Source organism: Paenibacillus sp. PastM-3 (assembly GCF_029893965.1).
GTDB lineage: Bacteria > Bacillota > Bacilli > Paenibacillales > Paenibacillaceae > Paenibacillus_AQ.
In genome coordinates, this window is sequence record NZ_JARXXP010000007.1 from 40057 (window position 1) to 53640 (window position 13584).

Annotated in this window: 12 protein-coding genes; all 12 read right to left on the reverse strand. The window is 49.8% G+C overall.

The window, feature by feature from the left end; translation table 11 throughout:
• Positions 1-21 precede the first annotated feature (21 nt).
• The gene (locus tag M2108_RS12890) at positions 22-900 is read right to left on the reverse strand and encodes a hypothetical protein (protein ID WP_277469912.1); all 879 of its coding nucleotides are present in this window, start codon (positions 898-900) and stop codon (positions 22-24) included.
• 12 nt (positions 901-912) lie between these two features.
• Complete coding sequence (locus tag M2108_RS12895) at positions 913-1788, reverse strand: hypothetical protein (protein WP_277469910.1); 876 nt, start codon at positions 1786-1788, stop codon at positions 913-915.
• Complete coding sequence (locus M2108_RS12900; RefSeq protein ID WP_277469908.1) at positions 1785-3857, reverse strand: TadA family conjugal transfer-associated ATPase; 2073 nt, start codon at positions 3855-3857, stop codon at positions 1785-1787. Before M2108_RS12900 ends, M2108_RS12895 begins: the two co-directional genes overlap by 4 nt.
• Complete coding sequence (locus M2108_RS12905) at positions 3854-4108, reverse strand: hypothetical protein (RefSeq protein WP_277469906.1); 255 nt, start codon at positions 4106-4108, stop codon at positions 3854-3856. Before M2108_RS12905 ends, M2108_RS12900 begins: the two co-directional genes overlap by 4 nt.
• A gap of 14 nt (positions 4109-4122) precedes the next feature.
• On the reverse strand, positions 4123-4332 hold the full coding sequence (locus tag M2108_RS12910; protein WP_277469905.1) for a hypothetical protein: 210 nt from the start codon (positions 4330-4332) through the stop codon (positions 4123-4125).
• A gap of 2 nt (positions 4333-4334) precedes the next feature.
• Positions 4335-4742 carry a hypothetical protein gene (locus M2108_RS12915; RefSeq protein ID WP_277469904.1) on the reverse strand — a complete coding sequence of 136 codons (408 nt, stop codon included), beginning with the start codon at positions 4740-4742 and terminating at the stop codon, positions 4335-4337.
• A gap of 472 nt (positions 4743-5214) precedes the next feature.
• Positions 5215-6030: a TRADD-N-associated membrane domain-containing protein gene (locus M2108_RS12920; RefSeq protein ID WP_346780561.1), complete on the reverse strand. Its 816-nt coding sequence runs from the start codon at positions 6028-6030 to the stop codon at positions 5215-5217.
• Positions 6031-6153: 123 nt separating this feature from the next.
• On the reverse strand, positions 6154-8307 hold the full coding sequence (locus M2108_RS12925; RefSeq protein WP_277469901.1) for an FtsK/SpoIIIE domain-containing protein: 2154 nt from the start codon (positions 8305-8307) through the stop codon (positions 6154-6156).
• 7 nt (positions 8308-8314) lie between these two features.
• Positions 8315-8566, reverse strand: a complete 252-nt coding sequence (locus tag M2108_RS12930) for a hypothetical protein (RefSeq protein ID WP_277469900.1) — start codon at positions 8564-8566, stop codon at positions 8315-8317.
• Position 8567: 1 nt separating this feature from the next.
• A complete protein-coding gene (locus tag M2108_RS12935; protein ID WP_277469899.1) occupies positions 8568-9674 on the reverse strand; it encodes a M23 family metallopeptidase in 1107 nt (368 codons plus the stop codon).
• A 13-nt stretch (positions 9675-9687) separates the two neighbouring features.
• A complete protein-coding gene (locus M2108_RS12940; RefSeq protein ID WP_277469897.1) occupies positions 9688-11541 on the reverse strand; it encodes a TraG/VirB4 family ATPase in 1854 nt (617 codons plus the stop codon).
• Positions 11507-13567 carry a P-loop NTPase family protein gene (locus M2108_RS12945; RefSeq protein ID WP_277469895.1) on the reverse strand — a complete coding sequence of 687 codons (2061 nt, stop codon included), beginning with the start codon at positions 13565-13567 and terminating at the stop codon, positions 11507-11509. The genes M2108_RS12940 and M2108_RS12945 overlap by 35 nt, the downstream gene beginning before the upstream one ends.
• Positions 13568-13584 lie beyond the last annotated feature (17 nt).

A 13584-nucleotide genomic window follows, 5' to 3' on the forward strand; every position in this document is an offset into this window, starting at 1 on the left:
AATCATCCTCTCATTTCATGTTTATAGGGAATTAAACGCGCCGAACATTTTGATCAGCATCATAAAAAAGAACACGACCACATGAACAATGACCATTCCATAGAACAGATTCATCTTTCCCGGATTGCCCCGGGTGCGTTCGCGCAGGGCAAGCTTGCTTAGATTACGCAGATCGTTTTTGACACCATTCAGATCGTCCTCGGCTTCATGAAATCCTTTCTCCGCGACGACATTGACCACTGACACAAAATCATACACCACAGGCACATGGACCTCTTTGGCGAACCCTTGCAGGGCATCCTTCTGCGACATCGTCCCCATGTTGGCAACGAGACGCTTAAGTAGTGCTGAAAGCGTTGGGCCACAGCGGGTACTGACTTCCTGAAAAATCACGTTTAACGGCTTGCCAACCTCCAGCGCAGTGATCATTTTGCTAATTAAAAACGGCAAGTCCGCAATGAGCAGATTTTGCCGTTTTTGATACGCCTGGGGAATTTGCCGCATTTGAAGCCAAAAGAATAGAAAAGACAGAATTGGTCCGGCAATGGCAAAAAAGACTTGCTGCACCATACCCGCCAGCACGAGGGCAAATCCACCCGGCAAGAGGGCTTGGATGATCGCCTTGGCGAGATAGATCTCATAACTCACCGGGTATCCCAGCATGCCGTACATTTCACGCTGCTTACTACTCTGCCTTTTTCCTTGCCTAGCAGAGAGCCTGTCCGCTAGGGACCGGATAACGGCATTCTGCTGTAGCCGTAGCCGCTGCGCCTCGGACTGGTTGACCAGAGCCGCCAGATTCATGAGCTGCTGCTGCCGCCGGAAGCCAGGAATGGCGATCCGCAGAACAGGAATGACGATACAGAGTGCGGCAAATCCAAACAGTAGGGATGTAATCATGTTTCACCTTCCTTACAAATCATCCAGATTCAGGCGCAGCAGCGAATCCTTCTTCCAGAGTCCAATTATCACGCTGACAATCATGCTCGCCAGCAGCAGCTTGCCGAATCCTGTCTGCAGGGTCGTCGCTGCCTTGAATTCCTGCACCAATTGACTTTCTAGATAACCAAACAGGAACGGGAAGAGCAGACTGATGCCGAACACCACGAACGGTTCCATCCGCTTTTTCTCATTCTCAATATCAATTTCCTGCAGCAGATGCATGTCTGAAGCAATATCTGCGATGCTCTCCCGAATCCCTTCGACCGAACGGGCATGGAATCCGTCCTTGTTCCCGGCCATCACTTTTTCGCAGAAATCATCGAACTTTTTAAATTGAACCGCTTGTTTCATCTGCTCCAGTACCGTGGGGACATCGATCCCGATCCGCAGCGAAGCGTACATCTGCTCAAACAACGGAACCGTCACACCGCTCATCACCGGCAAGGACATCTCTAGCGACTTCTGGAGGGATTTGCAATCCCGGAACTTGGAGGACAGCAGCCGAAGATTCCCAGGCAAGTTCAGGAGAACCTCTTTCCTGCGTTTGAACTTCACCGCTGAAATGATCATCTTGGGCACAATCACCCCCATCGCGCCCCCTACGCCGACAAACCAGATGTTCGCCGTCCAGTAAGCTACCCCCGCACCTATCGCAAGGGTGATGCCAAGGAGTTGAACATAGTTACGCCACTCCAGGTGAATTCCTGCCGCCTTCGCTTCTGCTTGTGTTTGCTCAAATCCAAAGGCGATACGCAGCTGTCTGGAACGACTGCTGGCCGCTGGCAGCAACGAGAACACGCCAAAGGAGACCAGGAGTCCAGCAGCTAACAGAAGGATGGGCATCATATGGCCTTCAGCTCCTTCCCTTCACACCAGCGCCGGACTTCTTCCTGCGTCGGGTCTTTCAAATAAATTTTCTCCATCAATGACTCGGACTGGATCTTGCCGACCCGAATATGCCGTTTCCGGCTGTAATCATATTTGAAGATCGGATTTAGCACCGGCTCCTCGGTTCCCCGGTATCCAATGAGCTCCGACAGCTCCGTCACGACCCGGGCTCCATTCGGCAACTTCTTCTGAAACAAGATTAAGTCAATTGATCCTGAGATCTGACTGGCCGCAGCCATCGTGTTCCCGTTTAGTTGCAGGAATCGGGTCGCCGCCTCTTTCGCGCTGTTCGCGTGAATGGTCGTCCAGACGGTGTGCCCGGTGTTCATCCCGATCAGACTTTGCTGTGCTGCCGGTTCATCCCGGATCTCCCCGATGCACATCACTGTTGGCTTGAGCCGCAGACAGGCTTTGATCAGCTTGGCGATGCCATAGCTCTTCTTCTCATCCTCCACTTCCTTGACCAAAAGTGAAGGTAAATTCGGGTAGTCGAGATATTGCCGTTTGCTGGCCAGCATCATTTCCTCGGAATCCTCAATCGAGATAATGCGGGTAATCGGCTCCATGCACATCGGTAGGCGAATCAGCTGTGTGGTCTTACCACTGTTGGTTCCCCCGCCAATGACGAGATTGGCTCCCTTGGGGACAATGAAATGCAGGAACTCGGCAATCTCTGGCGAGATGTTCCCGTACTGGATACACTGCTCATCGGTGTACACATCCGGAGGGAACTTCCGGATACTGATCAGCGGTGCATTGGCGCTAATCCCTTGATACTCTTTCGTATCCGCGACTACACAAATCCGGAAGCCCCGGTAATTGGCATCTACAATCGGATCGGTACTGGAGATCGGTTTGCCGATGGGCATGAGCATTTTGTTAATCACTTCATACAAGTGAGACACACTCTGAAACCGGATATCCGGCCGGTGAATGTCTTGCCCGCCCTGCTCAATGATCACTTGCTCCGGACCGTTGATCTCAATCGAACTGACCGTAGGATCATCCAAAATGCCCTGCAGCACCCCAAGCTCCGTGATTTCCTTCTGCACCCATTCCACCACTTCATTCAGGGGAATCGACAGGGCATATTCATTCTGTTCCCGGATCAAATCCGAGATGTAATAACGAATCTTTTGCCGTGAAGGTTCATGGGTTAGGGACTGTACATATTCGTCCAGGTGATCCTCCTGCAGCCGATAACGGACAAAGTTCAGCAGCCCCTCCAGCTTTTTGGCATCCCCCTCCGACCATTCACTGTTGACCGGCTGAATGGAAATCTGAACATCCAAATATTCCAGCGGTTCAATGATTCCTACCGTTTCTTTGTCACGCCCGGCAGCTTGTCCTTCCCGCACCGGGATCTTGTTCGGTTCAAGTGCCTTCCAGCGCTTGATCAGGTCACTGAATTTGGTATACACAGGCGCTTCGTCTATTTTGACATTGGTATCTGCCGAAAACAGATAAAGTCGCTCCCGCTCCACACTGAACACTTCAAGCAATCGGCGGTAATGTGTATAATTGCCAACAAAATCAATGGCATCTGCGCTATAGAGTACGGCTGCATCCGAAGTCCGGAGAGCGAAGTGAGTCGTTGGCTGGATGAGCGAACCCTGTGTGAGTAGAATGATCACATCATAGGCGGCTTCCAGCTGTTGCCGCAGCACTACGGATGCCGAGATCAGCGTTTGATTTGAAGACAATTTACGAATTACGGGTGCTTCAGGCTGAGAACGCGGATTCACCAGCAAATAGTCCACACCACTCCGCTGAACCATGTACTCCTGGATCGGCTTCAAAGCTTGGCGGTCCAGATCGAGCAGGAATTGATCCATTGTGCGCTCTTTGTGGAGTTCGGCGATTTGCTGATCGAAGGTATAGGCAATGCGCGGTAAACCGACACAAGGCAATTCAGCCACCACCACGCGCTGATCCTTGGGATAGGCGCGGATCAGTTTCATGACACCTTGAACCGCATCCCCGCCGCCCAGATTGGCGAAGGCGATCACCTGCGCTTTGCCGGTCATGATCTCCCCTCCGTCTCGCCCCGGTGGCAATTGCCCCGGTACACCCAGCCTTGACTTGTTTTTTCTAAGGTGGCGTAGGTGGCTTTGCCTCCCACATGGCTATTCGGCTCTCCGATCTGGATGATCTTCGCCGTCCAGCAGGCCGGAGGCAGCACATTCAGAAAGTGATCGGCCATCTCTTCATCTACCACATCACCGATCCGGAGGTAATCCTCCAAATCTCCTTCCCAGTTTGCATAGGTCTTTATCATTTCATGTTCACTCCTTATTGTGCCTGGTACGTATCTACGATGTTCCACTTACCATTCGAGAAAACTTCCACTGTGACCTGATTGTTGTAGGGCATACCATCCGCAACGGTCAGTCGGGACAACCAGACCCGTTCATTTCTGGTTTCCTTCTTCAGATTATCCGTGTGTGATTGTTGCAGCGTAGGCATGGCCTTCAGCTCAGCAAGGCTGTACTTCTTATCCAATGTTATTCCCTCCCCATCGTCTCCTTGAGTGCTCGCCAAGCCGTAAGTATAGTGCTCACTGCCTGTTCCTGACCGTGCCAAAACAAGTTTTCTGTCAGGCTACTTATTTGGGTGTCAAAGGCTTCCCATTCGCTTCCCTGGATCACAGGCTGTGATTCCTGCTGATCAGGTTCTTCCTGCGTAACTACAGATGAAGAGACGGCTTTCTGAATCGCCTCTTCCAGTGTTCCTTCCTGGAGCCTGAGCTTGACCTCTCGCAGCACACCTACATCCTGCCAGTCCAGCTGCCTACGCTTACCGTCACGGTTGAAGGTGTACCCTTGCTCCTCCAATAAGACGACCCAGCGCCGCAATGTGCTGACCGGCGTATTCAATATTTCTCCTGCTTCTTTGAATCCAACTTCCTGCATCGCACTCTCCTCTCTCAACGCAAAGGCCGCCCCTTGGATTGCCGGGGCGGCCTCTTTTTGTTTTCTTGCATGATATAAGATTAACTCAATTGTTCAAGTGAAACGTATTTAAAAAGTATGGGAAAAGTATGAGGTTTCAAGTTTGCGCATGTGGCCCATTTTCTTTCCTCCCTCCCATTGCATTTACGGTTCCGTTATACTCCCCATCCTTGGTTCCCGATAAAAGTGAAGTCTGTAGAAACAAAAAAAGCCATAACCACGTGGGTTTTTGGCTTTTGAATTTAGGAACTATAAATGGAACTGTAAATAATCCCTTCGTAAAACATCACTTCTTTTCGCCAGTATTAGGGTATCCAATGTGATGTCGCATAACAAAAAAAGGCGAGAACATATCCCAACTTTTGATCAACCCATACTTCTATGGATTAATAATATTATTGGTTCTATTCTGTCTCACTACTGGTCTAGCCATTCATAAACGAGGTTTAGTTATCAATAGATATTCTATCATTTGTTTTAATATCTCTGTGTTTTCTGTAGAATCCTTGTGATCTTCAAATAATTTAAAAGATAATAACATGTTTTGAACATTTAACAGGCTATCATGATACTCCTTCAGCTGCAATATTGTTTTACTATAAAGATAAAACATCAACCCAGAAACAATTTCAACCATAACTCCCGATGCACCAGCAATATATGCCATGTCTTTCGCACCATCCATAATATATGAAGCAACTAAACCTCCTGCTATAAGTAAAAATCCCAAAATACTTACAGCGAGTGATGCATTGAAAGATTTCCTGTTACTTACTTTAACCAGTTCGTAATAATCTTCCAAATTCCTTAAATTAATCCCGACCAATGTATCAAAATAAAGATTAGTATTATTTTTCGCCACATTCCCAAAATTTCCAATAGTAGATTGAGTGGCCTTACTCTCTAGCCTATTTTTTTGTCTTTCAAGAGCATCAATTTCAGCCTGAATGCTTACTTGTCTGGATTGTCTACCAAAACTAGCTGCAACCATTAATGCAGAAAAAATAGTTATAGGCACAGAAACATAGTTAGTAATCCAATTTACCAAAGTAAGTATATCAGCTAAACCAATTAATACGATGACGATAAAAAATATCCTCAAACCAAGTGAGAGCCTTTTATCAGCTGCGATGTCTTCTTTTAATTTCCTAATCTTTGTTTCGTAAAAATCTAGCCCAATAACTTCTATGGAGCTACTTATTTCGGAATTTACATTTTTAACATACGGTATATTATCTGACTCTCCCATCTCTTCCAAATCAATCACCCTCGCTCTTAGTATTGATACTGAATGAAATCAATTCCTCTTTATTGTAGCACCTCCAATACTAGGAATCATCAGTAACCTCAGCACCGAGAGCTTAGTTAATATTTATACTTTCAAAAACTGCTGAATTTTCTCTTCACTCCAAGCAACGGTATATCCAGCTTTCGGACTTACCGGGGAAAGCAAAAATCCCTGCGCTACCAGTTGACTCATTAGCTGCAGCACTCTCTCCTTACGAATACCAAGTTCTTGCTGCAGTTCAGCAGACCTTGCTGAGCCCTTCTCGCAAATCATAAGCTGCATCCGGAGCAGCAGCTCTTCATCACTTTCCCGGACGCTCAACAGCCAAGGCTTCAATCCCGACTCTGGGTCATACTCAGATGCAACCTTTCCTTCTCTACTTAACTGCTCAACATAGGTAGCAGCCGTCACATAATCAATATTTAATGCGTGCTGCAGCAACCTGCCGGACACGCCGTTATGTTCCCGCGCCAAGCGAATAACTTGTTCGTACATACTCTTATTAACAGACTGCACCTCTTCTTCCTCCAGATCAGCCCATTCCTCTAAGTGGCTCACGCTCTTCGGTATAGTCCGTTCGTCAGATACAGGCTCCGCATCCGGTAATTCCTGTTCTTCCTGTTCAGATATTACAGTAAACGAAGACAAACCTCCGTTTGCTTGTAGTTCAGGATCTACTTTACGCAGCCGCATTTCATTCCGCCAATAATGTTTTAACTCCTCGATATACCCAGTCGTCTCATCATCATCCGCACTGATCGCAGCCGATTGAAACCTCTTCTGTCCGCCACCGTTCAGCATGCAGATCCCATCTCCACCACCGAGTAAATGCGGCCCTCCTGTATCCATGACGGTCTTGAAATCATAGACACTCAGCAAATGAAAAGTTACCCGGGAGGGCAGATTCGACTTAATCACACCAGTCACAACATCCACGCTGGGACGCTGGGTGCCCAAGATGAGATGGAGACCCGCAGCTCGTCCCATTTGGGTCAGACGTTGCACGGTTTCCTCCACATCTGCACGGGCAATGACCATCAAATCGGCATATTCATCAATTACAGTGACAATATACGGCATCTGATCTTGCGGATGATTACGGTTATACTGCAGCAAATTACGTACACCTGCTTCTGCAAAACGCTGATACCGCTTTTCCATTTCTACGACAAGCTTTTTGAGCGTTAGTGCCGCCCGTTTAGGATCAGTAACTGGCGGGGAGATCAGATGCGGCAAACCGGTATACATCGTAAACTCGACCATTTTGGGATCAATGAGCAGAAACTGGACTTGCTGCGGTGAACGTGTAGAGGCTAATGAAGTTAGCAGTCCATTAATAAAAACAGACTTTCCGGAGCCGGTAGCCCCTGCCACAAGCAAATGCGGTAATTTGGCTAAGTCCACCAGTATCGGTTTGCCCTCCATATCCTTTCCGAACACCATAGGCAGTTGAGCTGTTTGAGCAAACACCTTTAAGTCTTGTGCCATATCCCTCATATATACAAATGCCCGTTCGCTATGAGGCAATATAAAGGCTGCTGCACTTGCAAATGGGGATGAGGTCACCGCGAAACTCCGGTCATGCCCGATATGGTTCGCCAGATCATCTCTTTTCTTGACCAGATCACTGAGTTGCAGCCGGGCCGGTAGTCTAAAGGAAATGGTTTGTAGCGTTGGCCCGGCATCGATAGAAAGAATTTCTGGCGGTTCCTCCATTTTCAGCCCTGCCAACTGGACTGTATTGAAGATGAGCTCCGATGCCTGCTCTGCTGATAATGTAGAAGAAGAATTCGGCCGAGGGTTCGGTGGAAAAAGCGCATAGGGTCCCGATTGAACACTCTGTTCGCATGCAAGCACAACCAGCCTATGATTGGGTTCGCCCCGCTCAGGTGCGGAAGGCATAGATTCCACACCCCCGGCATTCAGCAGCTTGCTTAGCGAAATATCTGCTGACGACTGCCCCGGTCTCCATTCCAGGTTTTGAATCTTTTGCCGCAGCTGGATAAGCCATGGCCACATACGTTTCCGATGCTTCCAAGCCACTCGCGCAATATGAGGTACAGCTACAATACCCAGCCACAAAGTGACTGCATACCGGAGTACCGCATGTGCCAAATGGCTGAGTTCTGGCGCTGGCTCCAGAAACAATACGATTACACTTCCCAGCGCAGCCATGACGGTCAGGCGATTCACGAATTGTCCAAAAGATTCCTTTGGCGGTGGATCTGGAGTGCTCACTATGGCCTCAACTTCCTTTCATCATAGATTGGATTAGATCTCTAAGCTGCTGATTAAAACGCGCCGCATTCTCTTTTACGAGAGGCCACCACGCATCCGACTCGTCGAAAACAAAGTGATAGGCTTCATTCAAATTGCGCAGCAGCATAATTACCAAAAATACACCCAACGCTTTGACGAGCCAGGTCGGTAAACCATTGCTGCCTTTCTTGTAAAACACCCATAGCAATATGGCGATAATGACAACTGTTAAATTCATTTCAACCACTCCCCGCTACTAACAATTTGAAGTACTTGGATACCCCGATCCACCATCCGTTATCTGCAGCATAGTAACCACGCGGATTATCTTTAGCCGACAACCACTGAATCGGATCTCTTCCAGCAGGAAGATCCTGAGACAGCTTAATGATCGTATTCGCTGCAATCTGTGCAGCCTCGCCAGTCGAGAGCTGCGCACCTTTCCCGTTGCACCAGCAGCCAAATACATTCCACGGGTTGCGGATAATCTCCGAGGCATGGTTATTGTTTCTCGGCACAAAAGACTGCTCTTGACCGGTAATGGCAATCAGCAGATAGGGAGAGACATTTTTGCTTCGCCCTGCGTCATCGATCATCTGCAGCAGGCTGCGATCTGCCAGCGCTGATTTTCGTTTCTCCAGAAACTGCAGCACATACTCGATATTTAAAGACTGGTATCCCAGCTCTCTTGGCAGAGTAGGCAGCTCCGTACCTGGAGCAAAGACATACTCCAATGGATCAACCGGCACCCCGCTCAGCTCCACTTGAAAATGTAAATGCGGTCCGGTAGACCGCCCGACAATGCCCTCCCCAATGGTTCCAATCAACTGCCCTTTGCTCACCACATCACCCACTGTTACGTTCATCTGAACAGATAAATGTCCGTAAGTGGTCACCAGCCCATTACCATGATCGATCATAATCGCTTGACCATAACCACTGGCAGCTCCAGCCAGCGTCACTGTTCCTGCAGCCATGGCATAGACCGCCTGTAGCTCAGTATTCGCAGCACCATTCGCTATATCAATTCCCTTGTGCATTCGGGTGGTGCCAAACAGATCACGCAGTGCAAATGGAGATGAGACCCGGTCAATGGTCGGCACCGGCCAGATGTAGGCCGTTCCGTCCACATCCAGCTGCACGGGAGCCATCCAGGCATACTGCCCACTTGATTGCGGCTTATAGCTGTCGGTATCCGAAAAGATCATGAACGGCAAGAAGACAAACAACATGATCAATACGGCAAGTCCCAGGAAGATCAGCACCAAACCGATTCCGGGAGAGCTCAGCGCCGAAATCAGCCCGATGATTTTCTTCATCTCATTGGCCTTTTTAACAACTTCCACTTCTCCTCCTCCTCTACCCTGCGGTTTTCAGTCCTCGCGTTTTATACAGGACATGTTCTTCCGGAGGGACATGCATAATCAGTTCATCGTAGCGTTTGTGGTTCTCCAAAATGTAGCGCTGCGTGCCTTCATTCTGAGTAATAAGCTCCTGAATCTCAGATGGCAGATCCGCGTGAGAGGAAAGTAAACGTACCGCTGATTGCTCCATGTAAAAGTACACGCGCACACTGGTGTTCTCCCACATGCCCACGCCAGCTGCGGTATCCAGCATAATGGCCGGGGAGTTGCCTGCCAGGATCATCATACCGTTCTGCTTGCGAATAGCCGTGTACCAGGTGAAGACATAACTGCGCAGCTCAGGATTTTGCAGCTGCCGCTGGCCTTCATCCACCAGTACGGCAGAAAAGTCGGCACCGGCAATTTTGAGCAGATGAATGTTGGCATTGACCTGTTCAAAAGCCATCGACATCTTGATCTGTGCTTGCTTGGCCGATTCATCCTTCTTGGACTCATCCTCTTCACCGGAGCCGACCCGGTAGACAACCAGAGGCGCTTTGTGATCAAAACTGGAGGCTTCTTCGATTTGGAAAATATCATCGTAAATCCCGATGAAGTAGATCTTGATTTTGTCATACAGGCTTTTGGCATCGGCATTGCTGTGAGCCGCCTCTTCGATTTCATGAAATACCGCATGAATCGTCGGCTTCGGTCCTGTAGGTGCATTCCACGTTTCCGGCTGCTTCTTCTCAATCCCTGCCGCACGGTAGACTCTGCGAATGGCTTCGCCTACTTCAAAGATTTCCGGACGGGTTAAATTCTCCCCAAGCAGCGAGAAGGTGCGCACGCCACTTTTCTCGGCCATTTTGTACCGAGCGCGGTTATACTGTGCACATTCCTCATCAATCTCGGTGATGGCTGGCATAATAGTCAGCGGTTCAAAATAGCGCCCTTCTTCGGTGGTGTGGTCAATATAGACACCGCCCACATACGAACAGAGCTCCCTCCATTCACCGTCCAGGTCAAAGACAAATACATGCACACCCTCTTCCAGCAAGGAGACCACCAGCGCCTTCAGAAAGTAACTTTTCCCTTCGCCGGTCTTGCCAAATACAGTCACGTTCTGCGCCCGGGGATCATCCGGATCACACAAATTGACAAAACAAAAGCCGCCGTCCTCGGTCCGGCGACCCAAATAGAGTCCTTCGCTATCCGAGAACGAGCCTCGGGTCATGGGGTAGGTGCGTGCAGCGACAGAATCTGTCGTGACCCGCCCATAATGGGTCTTGTTGAAAAATTCACTGTGATCACTGTAGGGGTCAAAGGCCGGGGTTGTTTGCCGCATCGCCTCTTGCTGCTCACGCTTCAGTTCGTTAAGCTTCCCGGACATGTTATCGAACCACAGCTTCATCCCCGCCTCTGCCGCCTCAATCTGATGAAGCTTCGGCGCGGATATTGTTAAGAAGGTCTGCACTTCGACCAGCTTGTGATCACTGGATAACGTAGAATCTCGTAAGGCCAAGATGGTCTCTTTCGCAGCAATCTCTGCATTCCGCGCCGGATCGGTTTCACTCTGATCATTAATACTGGCCGTTAGCCGGTTCAGCTTGTACTTCATTCGGGTGTTGAATTTAATATCGCTTTGCGCATACCGGATCGTCTTACGCAAGGTGGCCCCGGCATGAGTCACGATGCCATCCAGCTGATCCAGATATCCGGCGATAATCTCCGGCGGATACTCCTGGACCATGAACACCCGCACATAATGGCCAGTCTTCCCATCCTTACCGTCCACCATGTTCACCACCAGTTGCCGGGGCTGCTTCTTCCACTGTTTAACTAACCGCTTCGTATGTTTGAGCAGGCTCATGGGTGGTCTCCTCTCTATTTATGTGTACGTTCAGTAAGCTGCGTTTGTCGGGATCAAGTGCCAGAGGCCGGCCCTGATACAAGCTGTAGGCCGCTGATGGAAAATACGGATAAACCGCTGTATACGCCTGCTGATACTGCTCCTTGAGCAGAGTGTCCATCCGGGGAGCCATGTCTGGAGTACTCTGGTTCAGCCAGCACTCCCCTTCCCAGCGCGGGGCTGCTTCAACGAAGCGAAGCCAATGGTGGTAATCACAATCAAGCACTGCAATGGAACGATATCGCTGCAGCAGCGTCTCCCGTTCAGGATAGTTCCAGGGGATTTCAGCAATAACGAGTCCATCTTCCTCCGCCCGGTGCTGAAGCAGCTGCTCCACTTCCTGCAAGGTGGGATAACGTGTAGGGGTAAATAGCATCCAGTCTGCTGCTTTCCCGGACCAGCTGTCCCAGGCGTCCAGTTCCGAAGGTTGCTGCAGCGGATTCAGCACCGTACGGGTTCCCTGATCCAGCGATAGATCTACAATGCTCACGGTAGTACCGGATAGACTTGCCGCCACCCCAAGATTCGCAGCCAGAAAAGACTTGCCGCTGGGTATGGGTGAGGTCAGTAATATAATCCCTTGAAGCTGATTGGCTCCGTATGTTGGAAGCTTTGGCGGTAGAATCCCTTCTTCCGTTAGCTTATCCGGCGTGTACTCTAGCTTGGCTGCTGGAAGTTTAACCTTTCGGACTCTAACCTTCTGCCAGTCCACACGGCAATTCTGTATCCACCTGCCAAACCAAGGGAGAAACCTTGTACTCCAGGTTGTTCGAAGAAAGGAAATCCCATGTTTACCGCTTTGCATCCATCGTGCTATAGGCCATTTCCCGAGCTGCAATGCGCTTCTCCATGATGACTCGCGGACCACATCCTCGATCAGCAATGGTGTGGGGATCTTTTCCTTCTGAATGTCTTGCATGACTTCATTCTCCGCGTGGTCTTCCACCGGAGGACCGTCCTGAATGAACTTGACTAGCGATGGACTGAATAGCGAACGCCTTTCATCTCGTTCTTCGCCTTGCAGTTCTAATCCCTCCTGCTCATTTAGTGGGTCCGAGTCTTCGGACACTTCATATGGGCTGGGTTCAGCCCATGAGTCTCCATTCATCTTCCAAGCCTCCCATGTGGTCCGGTCCCACCAACGCCCCACAATCTCCGGCAGTGAAAATCCGGATAATAACGATGTGCTATGCCCACCATGCGAAGTAAGTGTGTGGAGCACGCGATCCTTTTTCTCCTGCAGCTCACTCAGCAGGCGGAAACGTTTCAGCGCTTCCGGATTCAGATCTGATGGTTCATCTGCCCGTTCCCTGATCTTGATTTTCGATTCCGAGGTCGTGAGGGTCAGTGTATATTCACTGCGCAGCGCCTTTCCCTCTCTGGCCAGCCGCTCCCACATCTCGATGCGGTTCAACTTCATCGCTTGGATACCTGGACTCTTCGCCGGATGGTTTCGTTTCTGATTCCACAGCTCCAGGCGAACATCCGGGATCTGCTCCGCTGAGATTTGTGCCGAGAAGCCTTCCTGCACCATGGCACGAAGAAACTGTTCAAAGCCGCCAATCCGCGTCCGTTTCTGCGCATACACCGCTGTTTTCCACGGGGATGCCGATAACGAAGACACCACATGCAAGGTTTTCCCGCTGCGGTAGAGCCAGCCATCTTCCTCTACGCCAAGAAAGGAACCGAGGTCTTCCCCGGCTCCTTCCTTCTTTTGCTGTGCATCATGTATGTAGCGCTTCAGACGATACGGCCACTTGAGCCATTGCCCCAAAGTGCTACTCATGAAGATGGCTACAATCCAGGTCATTTTGAACAACACCGGGAACGGAAGCAAAAAGGGGAAGCCCCCGATCATGAGCGTGGTTCCTACGATCCAGCCAATATCCCTTAGCGACAATCCTAGAAACTCTACATCCTCACGGATATCGCCCATAAAGCTTGCACGCAGCAGCTCCTCTTCCCGTTCCTGCTGTTCCTGATTCATTTACTTCACCTGCCCTT

What these genes read in the sequence shown, in the direction of transcription:
- M2108_RS12890 (WP_277469912.1), bottom strand. Translation starts at nt 900, where the DNA reads ATGATTACATCCCTACTGTTTGGATTTGCCGCACTCTGTATCGTCATT.
- M2108_RS12895 (WP_277469910.1), bottom strand. Translation starts at nt 1,788, where the DNA reads ATGATGCCCATCCTTCTGTTAGCTGCTGGACTCCTGGTCTCCTTTGGC.
- M2108_RS12900 (WP_277469908.1), bottom strand. Translation starts at nt 3,857, where the DNA reads ATGACCGGCAAAGCGCAGGTGATCGCCTTCGCCAATCTGGGCGGCGGG.
- M2108_RS12905 (WP_277469906.1), bottom strand. Translation starts at nt 4,108, where the DNA reads ATGATAAAGACCTATGCAAACTGGGAAGGAGATTTGGAGGATTACCTC.
- M2108_RS12915 (WP_277469904.1), bottom strand. Translation starts at nt 4,742, where the DNA reads ATGCAGGAAGTTGGATTCAAAGAAGCAGGAGAAATATTGAATACGCCG.
- M2108_RS12920 (WP_346780561.1), bottom strand. Translation starts at nt 6,030, where the DNA reads ATGGGAGAGTCAGATAATATACCGTATGTTAAAAATGTAAATTCCGAA.
- M2108_RS12930 (WP_277469900.1), bottom strand. Translation starts at nt 8,566, where the DNA reads ATGAATTTAACAGTTGTCATTATCGCCATATTGCTATGGGTGTTTTAC.
- M2108_RS12940 (WP_277469897.1), bottom strand. Translation starts at nt 11,541, where the DNA reads ATGAGCCTGCTCAAACATACGAAGCGGTTAGTTAAACAGTGGAAGAAG.
- M2108_RS12945 (WP_277469895.1), bottom strand. Translation starts at nt 13,567, where the DNA reads ATGAATCAGGAACAGCAGGAACGGGAAGAGGAGCTGCTGCGTGCAAGC.